The organism is Planctobacterium marinum, from assembly GCF_020687805.1.
In the GTDB taxonomy this organism is placed as follows: domain Bacteria; phylum Pseudomonadota; class Gammaproteobacteria; order Enterobacterales; family Alteromonadaceae; genus Planctobacterium; species Planctobacterium marinum.
Map to the genome: position 1 here is coordinate 107,881 of NZ_JAJEWQ010000008.1, position 19,872 is coordinate 127,752.

Below are 19,872 nucleotides of genomic sequence, written 5' to 3' on the forward strand. Positions count from 1 at the left end.
GGCACGTGTCTTTATGATTATTTTTGGACGAATCCAGTGAGCAAAATTAAGCCCCCGGCATTTCCCCCGCTAGCTGTGATCCACTGGCTGGCAGGATCAGGGGGTGATTGGGAGGAAAGCGAATTTCAGTGGGTTTGAATAATCTGCAGCAGCCCAATACAGGGGTGAGATGGCAGTAATACGGGATGTGGTGTGAAAGGGAGGTAGCGCGGTATAAGCTGGCGGAAAAGCCTTTTGAAAGGCAGGAAATGACAGGCTGACAGCAAACTTACGGTTTAAAAAATGGGCGAAAGGTGCCGCTATGGTATGGATTTTCGAGTGGGGTAAAGTGTGGATATTTGCGTCAGGTAGCGGGTAACGTAATAATGCTTGTTTGATTAACACTTCACCGATTTGATGTACCGACGATTTTTATCACATATTCCCGGACGGGCCTTTTTTCTCACCAATACCCTGGTATGGTTGGGCGTAAACAGTATCGCATCCTGGCTATCTTACTCCAGACAACTGAATGCCGGGCAGGAAGCCAGTTACCTGCATACCTGGCTGGAGTTTATTCCCTGGTGGGGCAACTTTATCTGGTTTGCGCCTGTGGTAGCGGCGTGTGTAGCCATGATGCCGGAGCGGCAAAATAAGCGTTGGTTGTCTGTTGTTGATAACATCCTGTTGTTTTTCGCTACGATGCCCATGTACTGGGTGATGTCGGTGCTGACGGCAACCCTGATGCGTTTTGGAAATTTGCATTGGGAAAGCATTGCACAGCTGTTACCGATATTACTCACCGGCCCCTTTTATTTTGACATTATAGTTTACGTCTCTGTTGTGTGTATCGCCTATACGCGCAAGTATGAGGCTCGCGCCGCCGATGAACAAAAGCGCAATCGCGAACTGGCTCACCTGCTATTACAAACTGAGTTGGACGCCCTGAAAGCGCAACTTAATCCTCACTTTTTGTTTAATACACTGAACAGTATTGCCAGCCTGATCCGACTGCAGGACAAAGCCAAAGCATTGCTGGCTTTGAGCGAATTGAGCCAGATGCTGAGAAAAGTGCTCGAACATCAGAATAACGAAATGACACCCTTGTCTCAGGAAGTGGAGTTTATTAAAAGTTATCTCACCATTCAGCAGATGCGATTTGTCAATAAATTGCAGGTTGAGCTGGAAGTAGCCGATGAGTGCCTGCAGTACGATGTGCCTTTTATGTTGTTACAGCCACTGGTGGAAAACGCAGTGCAACACGGCTCACAATTAGAGTCTGACGAAAATCTGATCCAACTGTCTATCACGCAGCAGGGTGATGAGTTACTGGTGCGATTGCGCAACAAGTTTATTCCTGACAGTCCGCATAAGGGGTTTGGTATCGGCATAGAAAACAGCCGCAAGCGTCTGAGCCGGATATATGGCGATGAGTTTTTATTGCAGTTAAGGCAATGCCGAGACGGTTACTTTGAAACCCTGGTGCGCCTGCCTACGGGAGAATAGCATGAAAGTACTGATAGTCGATGATGAACAACTATCTCAACAAAACTTACAGGTGTTGTTGCAGGACAGGCCTGAAATCACCGACATTGCGGTGGCCGGAAACGGCGCACAGGCACTGACCCTGTTCAGAGAACTACAGCCAGATATGGTGTTTTTAGACATAGAAATGCCGGGTAAATCTGGTCTTGAAGTGGCCAAAGAAATCGGTGAGCAGTGTGTTGTGGTGTTTGTTACGGCTTACGATCAGTATGCTATCAGCGCGTTCGAACTCAACGCTATCGATTACTTATTAAAACCCTTTGATGACAACCGTTTTGAAAAGGCCCTGGAGCGGGCCAAATTACAGTGTCAGAAATATACCCAGAGAATTAACTACAGTGAACTGGGGGAGCTATTTGATGCGATGCAAGAGGAACGTCAGCAACGTTTTAAAAGTCGTATTGTTATCAAAGACTTAAAACGCATTCGATTGGTAAACGTTTGTGATGTCAATTACATTCTTGGTGCCGGGAATTACGTAGAAATTCATCTGAACAACGGTCAGCAATTTCTGCACCGCGAAGCCATGAATGGCATCGAAAACCAGCTAAGTCCCAGGGAGTTTATCCGGGTACATCGCTCTTCAATTGTGCGAATTTCCTATATCAGTGAATTGTTACCCAATGAGCGCGGTGACTATAAAGTTAAATTGCGGGACGGCCTGGAGCTGACGGTGTCCCGCGCCAATAAGCACAAAGTCTTGTCCTTTGTCGAAGCCTAATTTTCCCCTTTAAGTGGAGCGCTCAGACTCTGATCCTTTGATGTACGCGACAAGATAAATGTGCGGGCCAGCGGAAAGGAGATCCTGCCGAAGTCCCAGAAGGTTTCTGTTTTGCTGTTAATGTTCACGGCAATGGCCATCCTGTATTGTGGGATCACCATGAGCCAGCTTTGGGAGCCTCTGGATACACCGCCGTGATTGGCAATTTTTACTTTGCCAATGCCTTCGCCCAGATCGCTGTCATGAACCCGCCAGCCAATCGCGTAGTGCTGTTCGTTAACGTCGCCGTTGTTAAGTGTCTGAGGTGTCCAGAAAGCGGCGCGAACCGGTTCAGATATAAAATCGTTGTTGATAAATCCACTGCCCAATTTGACCAGGTCTGAGGGCGTGGAAATAAAACCGCCACCCGCCAGCCGATGGCTCAGATCGACGTCGCGCCATGGGCGAACTCTGGGCAGACTTTCATCCTCGCGCCAATAAAAGGTTGCCAGATTGGCGGCTTCCTGTTCGGCGTGCACACTCACCGTTGTCGGTGTGGTATGGACCATCGCCAGCGGTTTTAAAACCGCTTCCTGCATTAAGGTTTGATAGGGTTTACCACCGGTTTCCTGCAAAACGGCACTGAGCAGGACGGTGCCATAACTGGAGTAACTGAAATCTTCTCCGGGAGAAAACAACATGTCACTGTCATCAAACAATGCGACTGCATCCAGTACATCGCGGTAGGAACTATTGAGTGCAATGCTGCGATACAGGCCAATGGTTTCGGTGTTTTCTTTGTAGTGGGGCAAACCTGCCGTGTGGGAGGCCAGTTGCCTGGGCGTGATGTTTTGCCAGTGAGGGTTGCGACTGCCCAGGGTTAACTGATTTAGTGGCGTATCCAGTGTCAGTTTTTCATCCTGAACCATACGCGCAAACAGGGTGGCGGTTAACGCTTTCGAGGTGCTGCCAATGCGAAACTGACTGTCGGGAGTAAGAGGGCGGTTGTCGGCAATATCTGCCCAACCTGCGGTACCGGCCCAGACAACTTCACCATCAATCGCGACGGCAGCAGATATGCCTGGTGTATTGATTTTTTGGCGATGCGCCTTGAGTAAAGTTAAGGCACTTTCGGCGGCCTGTTGATATTCCGCCTGATGTACTTCGTTGCGGGAGGGAATGTCCTGGGGAATATCCACATAGCCCCAAAACGGCATTGGGACTTTTCCTCTGTGGGCATAAAACTGATAAACGGGTTCGCCTAAATATAACCCTGCTACTAACAGCAGGGCGATAACTAAGAATATTTTTTTGAGCATTGTGAATCCTGAATTGAATACATGGTTAATGTGATTCAGGGTATAAGGCTGAAAATGGGCAGTCTTATCAGAAATAAAAAATGCTGATCATTTTTTAAAATTGCGCACGAAATTCCGAGGGTGTCATTCCCTGTTGTTGTTTAAAGGACCGATTGAAGGACGCAACAGAGTTATAGCCGGTTTCCAGTGCAATGGTGAGGATCGGGTCTTTTTTACGGGCAGGGTCACGAAGTTTGGCGCACACTGCAGGAATGCGGTAACTGTTCACAAACTGAGAAAAGTTGTCAAACCCCATTTCCCGGTTAATTAAGGCGCGCAATTGGTGTTCCGGTAGTTGTAAAGCTGAAGCCAGTTTGCCAACAGAAACATCGTGTTGAGTATAAAAACCGCCCTGCATAGTATCTACCAGACGCTGAATCTCCGGGGACAAAACTGTTGGCGATGTTTCTTCTGAGGGGGGACTATCAGCTGCCAAATTGATAACTGACTGGTGGTCATTATCTGTGGTGACATGGGGGTTATCGCTTTCCCGGCGGAACTGTCGCCACACTAAAACACTGATAAAGCAACAGGCCAGGATGGCGTTACCGAGACTAAAAATCACATTGTCCCGAAGATGGCTGTCGGTAAGTTCCAGCAGCGTTAATCCCAGCATATAAGCACTGATAGTGGCGATCATTAGGCGCCGGAACAGTCGGCGGCGCTCCACCAGATCATCCTGGTAACCGCGTATACTATCCAGCAAAATGGCGCAGAGTAGCAAAAAGCCCACAAGGTGATTGATATCGTGCAGCAGGTGATTACCGTCATAACCAAAAAACAGAACCACCAGAGCCATGAGCCATGTCAGGGCAATGATCTGCAGCGCCAGCGGTAAGGCCTGCCATAAGGATTTACCGTAAACGCTAAACCAGTAGTAATTGAGTAAGGCGAAGGCGGTTAGATCGGTGATCAGCAACAATGGCGGGCGCAACCAGCCATAATGGTGATTGCTCACCGGGGCCGTAAGTGCAAGGTAGGCAATCACACACAACATCACGCTGGTTTTGGCCATCCAGGCGGCACTGCGGATGGCGTGTCGCTGGGCAAAGATTAAACTTGTAAGTTGTCCGACCGCCAGGGCCCTGAGAATAATGTCAGCCAGTTGCCAGCCGGAAAATGTGATCACAATAGTCCTGGCGCCGTAAAAGTGATTAGTGAATTCATATTCAGCAGCGGGCTGAAAGGTGGAGAGCAGAGCCGCTGCTTTGCTCCCCATCGGGGATTAATCGAGAGTGCTTAACCAGACAACCAGGTCAACGATATCATCAGCGCTCATACCTCTGGCGAAGGTCGCCTGGTATTTGCCATTGACAATAAAGTTGGGCACACCGCTCACATGTCTGCGAAACTCCTGCACGGTATTGTTGTTTTTCTTGAATTGTCCGTTTACTGCAAAACTCTTGTAAGCCTTGTTAAACTCCTCTTCGGATACACCGATTTGTGCAAAAATCTTTTGCAAATCTTCCGTGCCGGCTATCAGTTTGCGGCTTTTGTGAATATGTTCGAAAATGGCCATTATGGCTTCCTGCTCTTTATCCAGAGTGCGTCCTACCATCATGGCTTTAGTGGCTGCATCCTGTACATCGGGTCCGGCAGAGCCCATAAAATTGACGTGTACTTTTTCAAATTTTACATCTTTGCTTTTTTTCGCCTTCATCTGTTCTACCAGAGGCTCAAAGTTGTAGCAGTGAGGGCACCAGAAGGAAAAGAACTCGGTGATGTTTTTATCTTCAGAGGCTTCTTCTGCAATCACTTTATAGTGAGTGCCCTCTTTCCATAACTCCTGTGCCTGAAGGTTAAATGCCATCAGACAGGTTACAAACATCAATCCTAAAAACTTTTTCATTAGTAATACACCTGATTATTTATTCTGTAAAAGAGTACCACAACGGATTCACCGGAGTGAACCCGTCAGGGACTCAGAGTGTAGATTATTTACTTTAGAAACTTAATGTTAGCTTAACTCCGGCATAACGACCGTAAGAATTGTAACCGGTTACTTCGGCATAATCGCGGTCAAACAGGTTGTTGATATAGGCGCCTAATGCCCAGTTGGCATTCAGATCCCAGTTTAAGTTTGCATGCCATACCAGGTAGCTGTTCAACGGGGTGTTACCGATATCAACGGCGTCTTTTTCCATATGGGCATATAATGACCAACGGGTGTCACCATTGTTAAAAGTGTGCTGATAGCCCGCATTCGCCACCTGTTCCGGTCTGCGTAAACGCTGATTACCGGCACTATCTTCGGTGTCCATGTGCGTGTAGTTGAACCACAGTTTTCCGTTTTCAAACAAACGGGTTTCCGCTTCTAATTCCAGACCCTCGGACTCGCTTGTGCCCTGGGTTTGCAAATATCCCTGGAAACTCACCGCATCAAACTGAATTTCGTCTTCAATTTCCTGATTAAACCAGGTCAGACTCCACCAGGTATGTTTGCTGATCTGATGGATGACACCCAGATCATAACCTTTGCTGGTTTCTTCGGTGAGTTGTAATCCAGCCGCATCTCCAAAGGCAAAAGGACCATCATTATAAGCTTGTTCATACAAACCCGGCGCTCTGAATCCGGTAACCCAGGTGGCTTTCAGGCGCAGAGACTGGGCGTTTTGCAAGGGGATAAGGTAATTCAGACCGCCTCGCCAGGAGGTAAAATTACCAAAGGTGTCATTGTCGTCGTAGCGCACACCCAGATTGATATTCAGGTTGTCTATTCGCTGGCTCATCCACTCTGCGAAATAGCCGCGGTTGTCGCGAGACTCACCCGAAATATTATCCTGCTCTTCTTTGATATCCACACCGAATGACAAGGTGTCTGCACCAAATTCAAACCAGCCATGATAATCCAGCCTGGTAATTTCTCCGTCGTTGCCAAAGCCAAATTCACCATTGTTGAAATAGTCTTTTTCTACTTCGGTAATCGCATAGCCCAGCTCGTGGTGGCCGTTCTGAGCCTGGTAGTTTACTGACAGTCGCGCGCTGGTTTGTTCTGATTCGGTAATGCAGTTGTTGATCAGCGCAAAGGTGGTGTTGTCATAACAGCCATCATATTGAGTTTCACCTTCGGTGTTGCGCAGCACCAGTTGTACGCCTAAAGCATCGTTAAACTGGTGATTGGCACGCAAATGCAAGGTGGTGTTGTCATAGGGATCTTCTTCGCCGGAGGTGTCCGATACTTGCGCGTTGATACCGTCAGTGCTGAAATCTGAAGCTGACAGATAGACACCAGAGGTTTCGTTGGCCAGGTTTAATGTGGCGGCATACTGACGGGTACCATAGCCCGCTGCTTCTGCAGCAACACTACCGGCAATATTCTGTTCCGTGTGTTTGGTGGTAATACTGACCACACCGCCCGCATCGGCACCGTAAACCAATCCCTGAGGCCCTTTTAAAATTTCGATGCGCGAAATATTGTTGAGCAACAGGTCATCCAACACCGGCGTTAACTGGGGGGCCGTGGGATCGGTGAGTTCTACGCCATCAACATACAGGCGGGTTCGGAAGCTTTCTTCGCCGCGGATGCGCAGCGCCGTGGTTTTACCTGCGCCCCCTGAATTGGATACATTAACGCCAGACACCGTTCGAAGGGTATCTGCCACTGATAGCTGGTAACGCGCGCTGATGTCCTGCTCGTCTAATACGACAACACTGGCGCTGAGTTCATTGATATTTTGTGCCAGTCTTGCCGATACAACGCTGATTTGTTCTAAGCTGGTCTCTGAGGATGATTCTGCAAATGCTGTGTGGCTGCTGAGCAATGCTGCACAGCACAAACTAAGATGTGGTTTTTTCATTGTGTGTTCTCGTTTGGCATTCCGCCCGAATGCGTTAACTTAACCCTGTTAGCCTGGTGTGCTGGTTGACATAACAGGAACCTGAGCAGGCCGGTATCCGGGCTTATAAACAGCCAAAAGCAGCATTCATCGCCTTCCCGTTTAACACAGTGGCGTGTGATGAAGACCGATAAGAAATGGGATTTCTTATCTGTTTACTAACCGTTGCGGGGGCAGCGTAGGGATCACACCTACTTCCCGTTTAACTTACATTGAGGAGGATATTTCGCCGTAAGCACCTGACGGCAGGCATTATACCTAAAATGGTCAAGATGTAATGTTTTTATGCAGTTGCGATATGGCTCAGGGAGGTTTTATGGGGTGAGCTTTAGTGCCGGCTCTTCCAGTGCAGCCACCTGCTCTTTCAGGCTCAGTATCTGTTGTTCCCAATATTTATCGCTACCGAACCAGGGAAAGGCTTGCGGGAACGCAGGGTCCTGCCAGCGCTTATCCAGCCAGGCCATGTAATGCACCAATCGCATAGCGCGCAGTGGCTCAATCAGTTTCAGTTGGGCGGTATCGAATTCATAAAATTCCTCATAGGCCATCACCAGCGTATCTAACTGTAACAACTGGTTATTGCGTTCGCCTGAGAGCATCATCCACAAATCCTGAATCGCCGGGCCGCTGCGACAATCATCCATATCCACAAACGTGGGACCATCCCGCCACAGGATGTTGCCCGGGTGACAGTCACCGTGCAAACGGATCGAAGCCATATCGCGGTAGTATTCCTGTACTTTCTGATACAACACATCCAGGATGGTAAAAAAGGCGGTTTTCAGAGATTCCGGCACCAGTGTACTTTCGGCTAATTGTTGTCTCGGTTCCAGCAAATGACTCTGCAGAGTTAACGCCGGGCGGTGTTGAAATTGGGTTCGCGCTGCAACCTGGTGGATTCGGCCGATAAAACGGCCCATCCATTCCAGTTGATCCAGGTTGTCTACTTCAAACTGACGACCACCCACAGACGGAAAGAGCGCGAAGCGGAAGTCCTGATACTGCAACAGGCTTTGGTTGTCAAAGCGCAGGGGCGCACAAATGGGCACCTCGTGTTCTACCAGCTCCTGAGTAAAATCATGTTCTTCCTGAATTTGTAAATCGCTCCAGCGCTGCGGGCGATAAAACTTCACCACATAGCGACGGTTGTCTTCCGCGAGGAATTGGTAAACCCGGTTTTCGTAGCTGTTGAGCGGCAATAATCCCGACACCGGATATACGCCGGTGGTTTCCACTGCATTGAGAATCAGATCCGGTGTCAGACCAGAGAAATTGAATTGTGCCAAAAAGCTACCCTGTCATCTAAATGTGAGCTGCCATTGTAGAAGAAAACAGGGAACTGTCTATGATCTCAGCAGCTTTCCTCTCGATGTTACTGCCTCAGCGATATAAAAACTTACTGGGCTGGCTAACCTTAATGGATTGGTCTTCCACTGCCTGCACCTGTATGCGAATGTCTGTAACGCGCTCGTCTAATTCGTAGGGATCAATCGCTACGCTGACCGGCAGGGTAAAAACTTCACTGCCCCTGACTCTGATCTCAGTGTCACCGATAAACTTGTGGCCAGGTAAGCCAGACACCGAGACCTGATAGGTAAATGCCTGCTGAGATTTGTTGAGAATTTTCAGGGTATAGACGTTTTCAACCAGGCCATCAAAGGTCTCGCGGTAAAGTGCGTTGCGGTCGCGGATAATGTCCACTTCGAGAGGTACCCGGGTGGCTACCTCTAAGGCCAGCAGACCCACCATGACACTTAGCACAACCACGTAGCCCACTAATTTGGGGCGCAATATTTTAGTAAATTTGCCCTGCAGGCGATGTTCGCTGGTAAAGCTGATCAGGTTTTTGGCATAACCCATTTTATCCATCACGCCGTTACAGGCGTCTACACAAGCCCCACAATTAATACATTCGTATTGCAGCCCATTGCGAATATCAATACCGGTAGGGCAAACCTGTACACACAGGTTGCAGTCAATGCAGTCACCCAGGCCTTTTTCCTGGATCTTTTGCTGGCTCATTTTGCGTCCTCTGGGGCCGCGCTTTTCACCGCGTTTGGCGTCGTAGGCCACGGTAAAGGTGTCGGCGTCGAACATGGCGGACTGAAAACGCGCATAAGGACAGATGTGGGTACACATAATTTCCCGCATCCAGCCGGCGTTACCATACGTACAAAACGTAAAAAACAGCACCCAGAACGACACCCAGAAGCCACTTTGCAAAGTAAAAAACTCGGCAAATAAGCGGTCAATTGGCACAAAGTAGCCCACAAAGGTCAGCGACGTGACTAACGCCACCAGAAACCAACACAAGTGTTTTAAGCTCTTGCGCCAAAACTTATCGAAATCCATGTTTCGCTGGTCCAGCTTGATACGCTTATTTCTGGGCCCTTCGATTTTGTGCTCAAACCAGATAAACATATAGGTCCAGGTGGTTTGTGGGCACATAAAGCCGCACCAGACCCGCCCTGCAAAAGTGGTCACCACAAACAATGCAAAGGCCGAAATGATAAAAATCCATGCCAGTAAGGTCAGATCCTGTGGCCACAGAGTCATGCCAAAGATATGAAAGCGTTGTGCTTCTAAGTCAAACAAAATGGCCTGGTGTCCGCCAAACTGCAGCCAGGGCAGGCCGGCAAATAGCAGGATAAAGAACCCCCCAAAAAAGCGCCGAAAAGTTTCCAGTGAGCCTTTTACCTGACGAACGTAAACATGGCTGCGGGGCGTATAGTGATCCTGTTTGTCTGCATCCGGTTTGTGGATCTTGATGGGAGATATGTTTTTTACCGGGATTTGCTGATCCGGCGTTACCTTGACCGCGGAAGCAGAGGGATTTGAAGTCCCGGTTTGTCCATCAACTGGCTTATCACTCATAGCATTTTGTAGGGTGTTGTTTTTTGTGTTCTTGCTGATTATATCAGCTTGGCAATTGTTCATGGCGGCTTCCATGGAATTATTTTGGGTTTAATTCGTTATATCTAATGTACGGGGTGTATTGGATTCTCCCGGTTTGATGTCCGATGGCGCTTTTTTTTGCCGGTGGCAATAATTGAGAATTGATTATCAAAAATCATACTCATCAACGGTGGCGTCAGTTCCGATATAGAGTAAAATTTAAAATGAAGTCAGGCTTTGATTTAACGCAATGAAACGTGGATTTATCCTATTTATCGAGATCGCATTTTTGTTTGCTGTGTTGCAAACATCCTTTGCGCAATATCTGCTGCAAGATGTGCAGAAAGAAGTTGCCAGCTGGTTTGTCTATGCGTCCGATTACACCGAGCGCGAGCAGTTATCTGAGTTGCGCTCCAATCTTCAGCCGCACGTGGCGAAACTCAGTGAGCCGCAACAAAAGTACCTTAACGAATTAACCACAAACAAAGCACGCATGATTAAGTTCAGTGACGATTATTGCAAAGGCGATGACAAAAACCCCTATGTCTATGGGGAGACGTTACGTGTGGTGTGTGCAGAATTTGCCAGTAGCCGGGTGCTTTTTCCGGCCAAAAACAGCTAGGTTCACTCGGACTGTGCCGCGATTCATGCCCAGCAAACACAACAAAACTTATGCAATAACGCTTACCAGTTTCTAGATTTGACTGTTAGTCGGGTAACTGAGTACAAACTTTGCGCCGCCCAGGTGGCTGTCTTCCACCCAGACTTTACCGTGGTGCCATTGCTGAATTCTTTTCACGGTAGCCAGTCCCAGTCCGGCACCGCCTTTGTCCCTTGTGCGGCTTTTATCAGGCCTGTAAAAGGCATCAAAGATTTTTTCCCGCAGATCCGCGGGAATGCCAGGTCCGTCGTCTTCAACTATCAGCAGAATGTCTGAGGCACTTTGCATGGCGCTAACCTGCACCTGCTGTCGGGCGTATTTTACGGCGTTATTCAGCAGGTTTAGTACCGCGCGCTCCACAAAATGACCATCGGCGTTTAACAGTAGCGGCTGGCAGTGATTTTCAATCTGTAGTCGTTCTATGTGGTGGGGCGGCAGAGCGCTCAGCAACGATTGCAGCATTTCATGGATAGGGATCTCGGCCACCGATAACTCGGGGGTGTGATGCTCAGACTGAGAAAATTCCAGCATTTCCTGAGTTAACCTGCCCAGTTCGTTGAGGTCTTCTTCCATTTCCCGCTTTTGTTGTGTATCCGGTTGTGACGCCATAGCAAATTTTAATCTGGCCAGCGGGGTTCTGAATTCGTGGGCCACTGCACTGGTGAGCTCCCGCTGATTGTTGAGCAAACTGCGCACTTGCTGACTCAAACTCGCCAAGGCCTCTGATATGACATTCAGAGAGGAAGATGCACCCAGGTCCGTGTTTTCAATTGCGCCATCGGGCTGCACTGAACGGGCTGCTTTTTCCAGTTTTTTTATATCGCGCCACAGAGGCCAGGTCCACAGAGCGACCAGCATCGCCAGCAGGGTAAAGAATATAATGCGATACCAGAGGATTTGGTTGGGCGACCGCTCAGTATGGGCAACTTTGATTTGTAAGTAGTGCAGCGGGTCCAGTTCGGTGTAGATAAAGGGGGTGTCTTCTACACCGTATGACAAAATATACCCTTGCTGTTCAAACAGCCGTTGCTGGCTGTCCGCTAAGGCCAGTTGTTGTTTGGGAATCTTGTTGGTCTGCAACGCAGAAGCCAGATTCAGCTGCCGGATATCATCTTCACTTTTGACGTAAACCAGCACCTGGGCCAGATTTTCAAGGTGCCGATTGTCGGGTTCGATTTTAAATATCAGGTTATCAAGCAGCGATGACAGGCCCACCAGAGCAATCACAATAAACAGATAAAAGCTGATAAAGATCTTTAACACCAGATGCGCCGCTTTTTAAGACCTAATCCCAGGCATCTGACACAAAGAAAAAGCCTTTGCCCCAGATGGTTTTAATGCGAAACGGGGCTTTGGCATCATCTTTGAGCTTTTTGCGCAATCTGGAAATGCGCACATCGGCGGAGCGGTCTACACCGTCGTATTCCCGGCCAATGATTTCTTTGTACAAGGTATCCCTGTCAACCACGTTAGAGGCATTGCAGGCCAATAACCACAGCATGTCAAACTCATGGCTGGTGAGCTGGATAACTTCTTCGTTCAGGATGGTTTGCCGGGATTTTTTGTCAATGCGCAGCTTGCCAAATTGCAGCATATTGCTGTGCTGCGTAGTGACCGACTCTGTGGTTTGCCCTATGCGTCGCAGCAAGGCGTGAATGCGCGCCAGCAGGAGCCTCGGCTCCACCGGTTTAACTATGTAATCATCGGCGCCAATCTCCAACCCAATAACCTGGTCAAAGTTGTCGCCCTTTGCGGTCATAAACAATATCGGGCCGCTGTAACTGCCGCGAATTTCGCGGCACAGCGTCAGTCCGTCCTTGCCCGGTAGCATAATGTCCAGAATAACCAGGTCGGGCTCAAAAATGGCAATTTGTTTGTGCAATTCATTGCCGTTTTCCAGCGCCAGCGTCTGTATACCATTATTGTTCAAAAACTCTTGAGTGAGTTTGCGTAACTTTTCGTCATCTTCAACCAGTATGGCTTTGTTCATATCAAAAAAAACTCCAGGGACTTCTGACTCGACGTCTTTTGTTGGGCACCAGGCTTTGGATCAGTAATTTTTTGTCAAATTGTCGGGTGCCATCTACTGTGATGTGTAAATCTGCATTGTCAGCTAAGGTGATCGGTAACTGTAACTCTGCGCTTTGACTGCGCAGGCATTGCAGCTGCTTTTTGTTTAAAAAAAAGCATATTTCCCGATGTGAATTGGCGAGTCGGGCTGGCAGGGTGACCTTAATTTGAAGACGACAAAGTTCGCCCGGCTTGTCAGTAAAACAAGTCGAGGGTGCTATCTGCCACTCAGTTGATGAGGCCTGAACCGGCAAACTCATGACTCCCCACCAAATTAATACTGGCTTTAACAGCCAGTTCCTAGAACTTATAGGTAACCCCTGCAAATGTTGTTATTGTATATTTTTTATCTACCAGCGGACTATCGGTCATGGCGGAAGGTAAGTGGTTATAACTGGCATGCAATAACCACTGCCATTGCGCATTAATTTTCTTGTTGGCTGATACACCTATCTGCGGAAACCAGCCAGAGCCTGCCGAGTAGTGCAGTGAGACATCTTCAATATCTCGTTCGTTAATTCCGTAATAATAATCCAACAGATCTGCACTTTTCCATGTTAACCCAATTTTACCTATGATTTTCCAGTCGCCGGTTTGCCAGTAGCGACGGTATTGGGCGTTGAGCTGTGCGCCCTGATATACGCTGCTGATATCGTGAGCTGCGCTTAGGGTCCATTCACTAAATTCGGAATACCAGTGCAGACGAACACCGGCATCAACGGCAAGATCTCTGTCAGCGACATCAGCAGGGGATAACTGGGTCACCAGAGAGGTTCTGTCGTTAATGGATTCCATGCCATTGTCCGGGGCTAAACCTGGCGTGGTGGTGCTGTCGACACTGTTGCTGATGTTCACGCCGTCCAGAATAAAGTTGCTGATATGACTGCGCTTAAAATCGCCATAGGCACTGTTTAGCGTGAGGTAGGTTTCCATGGCGAAATGGGGCTTTTGAATCCACTGGTAACCCACTTCGGTATTGTCCAGATACCAGTTCTCTCCGTACCAGGCAATATCGGGAATGATCACTAAGGGTGTGTTATCACTGAGGTACAAGGGGTTGGTGCGTACACCCAGACCAAGACCAACCGCCAGATGCCATTCCCCTTGTGCCATACAATAGGACGCGTTGCAGGACGTTTCGGTCTCGTTTTGTTGGGGATCACTTGCTGTAACGCACACTGAAAAGGCTAACAGCAGTAATGCAGTTAACATCTTTATTGGCGTATTTTTAGTTAGCAAGCCGTTTGGCATATATCTCATTCAACGTAAAATCAATCACTTCGGGTGTCAGTTTATCAAAGGTCTGACAAGGCCACATCAGGCGATTACAATTAAACACAATTCTTAAGATTTTTGAACGGATTTAGTTCAGCGACAGGCATAGTATAAGCAAACAGAAATTGACTTATTTTTAACCTCTGAACCACTAATTGGGAGTTCGGTATGATGAGACATAGTTTGGCGTTGTGGGTTTCGTTATCTTTGCTAAGTGCTTGTGGCGGCAGTGATCCGGTGGCCACGCCAGAACCTGAACCCCCTGTCCCGACCGTGCCCGAGATTAACAGTGCTCAGGCAATCCCGGGAAAATTGGTACAATCGAGTGCTGCTTCATTTGAACGCTACCTTAAAAATGGGATTTACAGCCGTTCTGCCGGCAACGGCGTAGACTCCACAGATAATCCTCCCCCTGTACCGACTCTGGAGTTTGGTGAAGGGTCCGGTGACAGAAGTTTTTCACAGACGAATACCGCGGAAGCGGGAGTCGATGAAGCGGATCGCATTGAATACAATGGGGATTTTCTGTTTATCGCCACTCAGCCTGTCTGGAACGGCACCCAAATGTCTTCACCTGGTGTCAGGGTAATGCAGCGCAATGCAGATTTTAGTATGAGCCAGGTAAATGACATTGCCGTGGAATCGGACAATGCCAATATCAATGGTATGTATCTGTACCAGGACAATTTGTCAGTGGTATCCAGTGGCTATCCTTTTATGACGTTGATGGACATTGCCACTACCAGTTTGTTTGCGCCACACGGCGGCTGGCGCAACAGCGTCGAAGTTAACTTTTTTGATGTTAGCACCCCGGCAGAAGCCAGCGAAATCAATGAGATATCCGTGGATGGTTGGCTGGTGGCCAGTCGCAGAATAGGCCAATATGTTTATCTGGTTACCGCTTACAATCCCTATGTGGAGCTGCCGCACCCCTATCCGGAAGATGATGCCCAGCGCATTGCCAATTACCAATACCTGCAATCCGTGGCGATGACGGATCTCATGCCAGACATCAGAGTTAACGGAGTGGCCAGCGAAATGAACGCCCCTGAGGACTGCTACATTCCTGAGCAGGCCACAGAAGCAGATGGCTACGCTAACCTGATTACGGTAACCCGCATCAACGTTAATCAGAGTCAGGATGTGCAGTCTATCTGTATGAGTACCTATGCAGATATCAGCTATATGTCTACCGAAAGTCTGTATCTCGCGGCACACCTTGATGATGGCATGGCGCTGCATAAAATTGATGTGGCTGAGCAATTTAGTTACGCCGCATCCGGTGAAGTTTCCGGCTATTTATGGGGACGAGATGGTACACCGCAATTGCGTATGAGTGAGGCGGACGGTTACTTTCGCATTGTTACCAGTCAGTGGACTGACGAAGGGCCCGTGCATCAACTCAGTGTCTTGCAACAAGATGCAGATGCGTTGCAATTAGTGGCGCAATTACCCAATGATGAGCAACCGGAAGCCATAGGCAAACCCAACGAAGATATTTATGCAGTCAGGTTTATTCAGGACAGGGCTTATATTGTAACGTTTGAGCGTATCGACCCGCTCTATGTCATTGATTTATCGTCACCTACTGCTCCTTTTGTGGCGGGTGCCCTGGAAGTCCCCGGATTTTCCTCTTATTTACACCCATTGGATAATGGCTATTTGCTAGGTGTTGGACAGGACGTTGAAGAAATGGATCTTCCCGGCACAGGTGAAACTCCCAGAACAATCCCGGTAACCACTGGTGTTAAAGTTAGTCTGTTTGATGTCAGTGATCCGGCGAATCCAACGGAGTTGTCCAGTGTGTCATTTGAGGATACCTACACCCCGGTGGAATATGATTACAAAGCACTATCTGTGCTGCAAACCGGCAGTCAGTATCAGTTTGCGATGCCACTGGAAGCCTGGCTGGAGACCGAAGTGGAGGGTGATACGGGGAGTGGAGACGAAGCAGAAACCACTACCATCTGGATGCCGCACAATAGCCTGCTCATGCTGGATGTAAATGCGAATAGTGGCGCCGGCGACATGCAGGTGGTTAATCGCATGACGGTGGAAAATGACCCCGAAGCCTATGTCTGGAGTGGCGAAGATCGCAGCGTGATCCACGGAGAAAACGTTTTCTACGTGCATGGTAACCAGGTATGGCACAGTCTCTGGGCTGATTCGGCTGAAGTGACAGGTCCCTATTAACCTTTTGTCAAAATGTGGTTATGATTGCACCGTTATGTTCTTGTAACATAACTATATAATAATGCTTGATTACCTAGGGTATAGACGACACACGGAAGTGATGTCTTTAGTGCGCCAGGCCGGTGTTGCTCAATTCATCGAAAAAAACGAATAGTTTCATTCATTTTAATCACTTTAAAACCCACAGCTTAGTCTCCAAACTACTATACTCAAGTGCGAAAGTTGGTTTCTCACGTTGAAACAGTATTTTGGAGAATACATGAAAGCATCTGACTTGTTTGTGAAAGCCCTTGAAGCCGAGGGCGTGGAATATATCTTTGGGATTCCAGGAGAAGAAAACCTGGATTTGCTGGAATCGCTGCGTGACTCATCAATCAAACTGATCCTGACCCGACACGAACAAGGGGCTGGTTTTATGGCGGCTACCTACGGTCGCTTAACCGGAAAAGTGGGTGTCTGTTTATCAACCCTGGGGCCTGGCGCCACTAACCTGGTGACTCCCGCCGCTTACGCGCAACTGGGTGCGATGCCGATGCTGGTGATCACCGGGCAAAAGCCGATAAAAACCAGCAAACAAGGGCGCTTTCAGGTAATAGACGTAGTGGACATGATGCGCCCCATTACCAAATATACCACTCAGGTGGTGAGTGGCGACCGGATTCCATCGGTAGTGCGCGAAGCTTTCCGTCTGGCTCACGAAGAACGTCCCGGAGCCGTGCATATTGAATTGCCGGAAGATATTGCTGCAGAAATCACCCTGCAACCCTTGATCAGTGCCAGTGTGGCCCGTCGGCCTATCGCTGAATACAAGGCCATCAATCGTGCCGTTGAGATGATTGAAGCGGCCAAATCTCCGGTGTTACTGATTGGTGCGGGAGCTAATCGTAAACTCACCAGTAAGATGCTCACCGAGTTCGTGGACAAAACCGGTATTCCCTATATCACCACACAAATGGGTAAAGGTGTTTTGGATGAACATGGTCCTCTGTTTTTGGGTAACACCGCGTTATCTGACGGTGACTTTGTGCACAGAGCTATTAATGCCGCTGATCTGATCATCAATGTGGGCCACGATGTCGTGGAGAAACCACCGTTTTTTATGAAGCCGGGCGGCAGTAAGGTGATCCATGTTAACTTTGCCGGTGCGTCGGTAGACCCTGTGTACTTCCCGCAACTGGAAGTCACCGGCGATATAGCCAACAGCATCTGGCAGATCAAAGAACAGATCAACAAACAGGACTCCTGGGATTTCAGCTTTTTCCGCAAGGTACACAACGCCTATGTGGCGCACCGCAGTGAATCGGAAAATGACGACCGTTTCCCGATTTTACCAGAGCGTTTTGTGCGGGATGTGCGTGAAGCCATGCCCAAAAATGGCATAGTGACGCTGGATAACGGGGTGTACAAAATCTGGTTTGCCCGCAATTATCCGGCGGCCTTTCCCAATACCCTGTTGTTAGATAATGCGTTGGCCACCATGGGAGCCGGTTTACCTTCCGCGATGGCGGCAAAAATGGTGCATCCGGACAGACCGGTGATCACCGTGTGTGGTGACGGCGGCTTTATGATGAACTCGCAGGAACTGGAAACGGCGGTGCGACTGAACCTGCATATCGTGGTGCTGATCCTGCGGGATGACGCCTACGGCATGATCAAATGGAAGCAGGCCCATATGGAATTTGAAAATTTTGGTCTGGATTACGGCAACCCGGATTTTGTGAAATACGTGGAGAGCTATGGTGGTAAGGGCTGGCGCGTGGAATCAGCGGCAGAGTTGTTGCCGCAACTGAAACACTGTCTGGAAGAGCCGGCCGTGCATTTAATTGATGTACCGGTTGATTACAGCCTGAATGACCAGACGTTAAATAAAACCATCAAAGAACTGAGCAGCAAAATTTAAGGAGGTTTCATGAGTCAGGCATTAGCAGAGCACTACCCCTATTATCTTGCCAACAAGGCCGTTTACGCCAATAAAGACCTGGTGGTGACTAACAAATACACCGGTGAGGCCGCCACACACGTGGCCATGGCCGATGCCAGTGTTATCGACAAGGCCATTGCCGCCGCTGACGCCAGTCAAAAAGCACTGCGCAAAATGACGCCTTATGAGCGTCAGGACATACTGAACCATTGTGTTAAACGCTTCCAGGAGCGCTTTGAAGAATTGGCTTATGCACTTTGTATCGAAGCCGGTAAGCCCATCAAAGACGCCAGAGGCGAAGTTACCCGTTTGATAGACACCTTCCGCATCGCAGCCGAAGAAGCGGTGCGCATGGAAGGACATGTAATGAATCTGGAGATTACCCCCAGAGCGAAAGGCTATCAGGGCATGTATAAACCTGTGCCTATTGGCCCCTGTTCCTTTATTTCGCCCTTTAACTTTCCGTTAAACCTGACTGCCCACAAGGTGGCACCGGCAATCGCGGTGGGTTGTCCGTTTGTGTTAAAGCCAGCCAGCCGCACGCCAATCGGGGCCATTATCATTGGCGAAATTCTGGCAGAAACGGATTTACCTGAAGGCGCGTTTTCGATTTTACCCTGCAGTCGTGATGGTGCAGACCTGTTTACTACCGATGATCGCTTTAAGTTGCTCAGCTTTACCGGTTCTCCCGGTGTGGGTTGGGATTTAAAAGCGAAATCCGGTAAAAAACCCGTGGTACTGGAGCTGGGCGGTAATGCCGCTTGTGTGGTGGATGAAGATACCGACCTGGATGACGCCATTGAGCGCATTATCTTTGGCGCCTATTATCAGTCTGGCCAGAGTTGCATCAGTGTACAGCGGGTGATTGTGCACAGCTCCTTATATGAGGAATTCAAAACCCGTTATGTAGAAAAGGTGCGTAACCTGGTGCATGGTGATCCCCTCAACGAGGACACCTTTATCGGCCCCATGATTTCTGAATCAGAAGCCAAACGCCTTGAAGGCTGGATCAATGAAGCCCGCGAGGACGGAGCCAAAGTGTTGTGCGGTGGTAGTCGCGATGGTGCTATGTTGCAGGCTACTGTTATCGAGGGGGCTCCTTCAGATAGCAATATCAATGCAGAAGAAGCCTTTGGTCCTGTGTCTATCATCAGCTCGTTTGATGATTTTGACGCTGCACTGGAAGAAGTGAACAACAGTCAGTTTGGCTTGCAGGCCGGAATTTTCACTCGCGACCTGTACAAAGCTCATAAAGCCTGGGACACCCTGGATGTGGGCGGCGTAGTGATCGGAGACGTGCCCAGTTGGCGGGTAGACAACATGCCTTATGGCGGTGTGAAAGAATCCGGACTGGGTCGCGAAGGCGTAAAATTTGCCATGGAAGACATGACCGAGTTACGCCTGATGGTGATCAGAACCCCCCAGTAAGTCTTAACGTT

Annotated in this window: 16 protein-coding genes and 1 riboswitch; of the genes, 6 read left to right on the plus strand and 10 right to left on the minus strand. The window is 48.8% G+C overall.

All coding sequences use genetic code 11. The annotated features are described in order from the left end of the window. The first annotated feature begins 396 nt into the window (after positions 1 to 396). Positions 397 to 1,485, plus strand: a complete 1,089-nt coding sequence (locus tag LJ740_RS20965) for a sensor histidine kinase (protein WP_229531090.1) — start codon at positions 397 to 399, stop codon at positions 1,483 to 1,485. A gap of 1 nt (position 1,486) precedes the next feature. Continuing rightward, positions 1,487 to 2,245 carry a LytR/AlgR family response regulator transcription factor gene (locus tag LJ740_RS20970; RefSeq protein ID WP_229531091.1) on the plus strand — a complete coding sequence of 253 codons (759 nt, stop codon included), beginning with the start codon at positions 1,487 to 1,489 and terminating at the stop codon, positions 2,243 to 2,245. Here the strand turns inward: LJ740_RS20970 and LJ740_RS20975 are convergent. The 6 genes from LJ740_RS20975 to ccoG all read right to left on the minus strand — a co-directional run bounded on the left by LJ740_RS20975 (position 2,242) and on the right by ccoG (position 10,292). Next, the gene (locus LJ740_RS20975; RefSeq protein ID WP_229531092.1) at positions 2,242 to 3,543 is read right to left on the minus strand and encodes a serine hydrolase domain-containing protein; all 1,302 of its coding nucleotides are present in this window, start codon (positions 3,541 to 3,543) and stop codon (positions 2,242 to 2,244) included. The two genes, LJ740_RS20970 and LJ740_RS20975, sit on opposite strands and share 4 nt — an antisense overlap. Positions 3,544 to 3,637: 94 nt before the next feature. Next, positions 3,638 to 4,711, minus strand: a complete 1,074-nt coding sequence (locus LJ740_RS23365; protein WP_229531093.1) for a helix-turn-helix domain-containing protein — start codon at positions 4,709 to 4,711, stop codon at positions 3,638 to 3,640. A gap of 96 nt (positions 4,712 to 4,807) precedes the next feature. After that, positions 4,808 to 5,431, minus strand: coding sequence for a thiol:disulfide interchange protein DsbA/DsbL (locus LJ740_RS20985; RefSeq protein ID WP_229531094.1), 624 nt, complete (start codon positions 5,429 to 5,431; stop codon positions 4,808 to 4,810). Between the two features lie 94 nt (positions 5,432 to 5,525). After that, positions 5,526 to 7,379 (minus strand): TonB-dependent receptor plug domain-containing protein, encoded by a 1,854-nt coding sequence (locus tag LJ740_RS20990; protein ID WP_229531095.1) that lies wholly within the window; start codon positions 7,377 to 7,379, stop codon positions 5,526 to 5,528. A gap of 73 nt (positions 7,380 to 7,452) precedes the next feature. Then, positions 7,453 to 7,676, minus strand: a riboswitch (cobalamin riboswitch). A 56-nt stretch (positions 7,677 to 7,732) separates the two neighbouring features. Further along, the gene (locus LJ740_RS20995) at positions 7,733 to 8,704 is read right to left on the minus strand and encodes a serine/threonine protein kinase (RefSeq protein ID WP_229531096.1); all 972 of its coding nucleotides are present in this window, start codon (positions 8,702 to 8,704) and stop codon (positions 7,733 to 7,735) included. A gap of 94 nt (positions 8,705 to 8,798) precedes the next feature. After that, positions 8,799 to 10,292 (minus strand): cytochrome c oxidase accessory protein CcoG, encoded by a 1,494-nt coding sequence (gene ccoG / locus LJ740_RS21000; protein WP_229531097.1) that lies wholly within the window; start codon positions 10,290 to 10,292, stop codon positions 8,799 to 8,801. A 271-nt stretch (positions 10,293 to 10,563) separates the two neighbouring features. On the opposite strand from ccoG, the gene LJ740_RS21005 reads away from it, so the two are divergent. Continuing rightward, positions 10,564 to 10,935, plus strand: a complete 372-nt coding sequence (locus tag LJ740_RS21005) for a hypothetical protein (protein ID WP_229531098.1) — start codon at positions 10,564 to 10,566, stop codon at positions 10,933 to 10,935. A 72-nt stretch (positions 10,936 to 11,007) separates the two neighbouring features. Here the strand turns inward: LJ740_RS21005 and LJ740_RS23370 are convergent, their stop codons facing one another. Genes LJ740_RS23370 through LJ740_RS21025 form a run of 4 tightly spaced genes read right to left on the minus strand, consistent with a single transcriptional unit; the run spans position 11,008 to position 14,295 of the window. Continuing rightward, positions 11,008 to 12,237: an ATP-binding protein gene (locus LJ740_RS23370; protein ID WP_229531099.1), complete on the minus strand. Its 1,230-nt coding sequence runs from the start codon at positions 12,235 to 12,237 to the stop codon at positions 11,008 to 11,010. 22 nt (positions 12,238 to 12,259) lie between these two features. Then, on the minus strand, positions 12,260 to 12,964 hold the full coding sequence (locus LJ740_RS21015; protein WP_229531100.1) for a response regulator: 705 nt from the start codon (positions 12,962 to 12,964) through the stop codon (positions 12,260 to 12,262). Position 12,965: 1 nt separating this feature from the next. Next, positions 12,966 to 13,304, minus strand: coding sequence for a DUF3019 domain-containing protein (locus tag LJ740_RS21020; RefSeq protein WP_229531101.1), 339 nt, complete (start codon positions 13,302 to 13,304; stop codon positions 12,966 to 12,968). 40 nt (positions 13,305 to 13,344) lie between these two features. After that, positions 13,345 to 14,295 (minus strand): MipA/OmpV family protein, encoded by a 951-nt coding sequence (locus LJ740_RS21025; RefSeq protein ID WP_229531102.1) that lies wholly within the window; start codon positions 14,293 to 14,295, stop codon positions 13,345 to 13,347. Between the two features lie 192 nt (positions 14,296 to 14,487). On the opposite strand from LJ740_RS21025, the gene LJ740_RS21030 reads away from it, so the two are divergent. The 3 genes from LJ740_RS21030 to LJ740_RS21040 all read left to right on the plus strand — a co-directional run bounded on the left by LJ740_RS21030 (position 14,488) and on the right by LJ740_RS21040 (position 19,861). Next, positions 14,488 to 16,512: a beta-propeller domain-containing protein gene (locus LJ740_RS21030; protein WP_229531103.1), complete on the plus strand. Its 2,025-nt coding sequence runs from the start codon at positions 14,488 to 14,490 to the stop codon at positions 16,510 to 16,512. Between the two features lie 259 nt (positions 16,513 to 16,771). After that, the gene (locus LJ740_RS21035) at positions 16,772 to 18,412 is read left to right on the plus strand and encodes an acetolactate synthase large subunit (RefSeq protein ID WP_229531104.1); all 1,641 of its coding nucleotides are present in this window, start codon (positions 16,772 to 16,774) and stop codon (positions 18,410 to 18,412) included. 9 nt (positions 18,413 to 18,421) lie between these two features. Then, positions 18,422 to 19,861, plus strand: a complete 1,440-nt coding sequence (locus tag LJ740_RS21040; RefSeq protein ID WP_229531105.1) for an aldehyde dehydrogenase family protein — start codon at positions 18,422 to 18,424, stop codon at positions 19,859 to 19,861. Positions 19,862 to 19,872 lie beyond the last annotated feature (11 nt).

Bases quoted from the DNA above. Each gene is read 5' to 3' on its own strand.
- LJ740_RS20965 (WP_229531090.1), top strand. From the start codon at position 397: ATGTACCGACGATTTTTATCACATATTCCCGGACGGGCCTTTTTTCTC.
- LJ740_RS20970 (WP_229531091.1), top strand. From the start codon at position 1,487: ATGAAAGTACTGATAGTCGATGATGAACAACTATCTCAACAAAACTTA.
- LJ740_RS20975 (WP_229531092.1), bottom strand. From the start codon at position 3,543: ATGCTCAAAAAAATATTCTTAGTTATCGCCCTGCTGTTAGTAGCAGGG.
- LJ740_RS20985 (WP_229531094.1), bottom strand. From the start codon at position 5,431: ATGAAAAAGTTTTTAGGATTGATGTTTGTAACCTGTCTGATGGCATTT.
- LJ740_RS20990 (WP_229531095.1), bottom strand. From the start codon at position 7,379: ATGAAAAAACCACATCTTAGTTTGTGCTGTGCAGCATTGCTCAGCAGC.
- ccoG (WP_229531097.1), bottom strand. From the start codon at position 10,292: ATGAGTGATAAGCCAGTTGATGGACAAACCGGGACTTCAAATCCCTCT.
- LJ740_RS21005 (WP_229531098.1), top strand. From the start codon at position 10,564: ATGAAACGTGGATTTATCCTATTTATCGAGATCGCATTTTTGTTTGCT.
- LJ740_RS21015 (WP_229531100.1), bottom strand. From the start codon at position 12,964: ATGAACAAAGCCATACTGGTTGAAGATGACGAAAAGTTACGCAAACTC.
- LJ740_RS21020 (WP_229531101.1), bottom strand. From the start codon at position 13,304: ATGAGTTTGCCGGTTCAGGCCTCATCAACTGAGTGGCAGATAGCACCC.
- LJ740_RS21025 (WP_229531102.1), bottom strand. From the start codon at position 14,295: ATGCCAAACGGCTTGCTAACTAAAAATACGCCAATAAAGATGTTAACT.
- LJ740_RS21030 (WP_229531103.1), top strand. From the start codon at position 14,488: ATGATGAGACATAGTTTGGCGTTGTGGGTTTCGTTATCTTTGCTAAGT.
- LJ740_RS21035 (WP_229531104.1), top strand. From the start codon at position 16,772: ATGAAAGCATCTGACTTGTTTGTGAAAGCCCTTGAAGCCGAGGGCGTG.
- LJ740_RS21040 (WP_229531105.1), top strand. From the start codon at position 18,422: ATGAGTCAGGCATTAGCAGAGCACTACCCCTATTATCTTGCCAACAAG.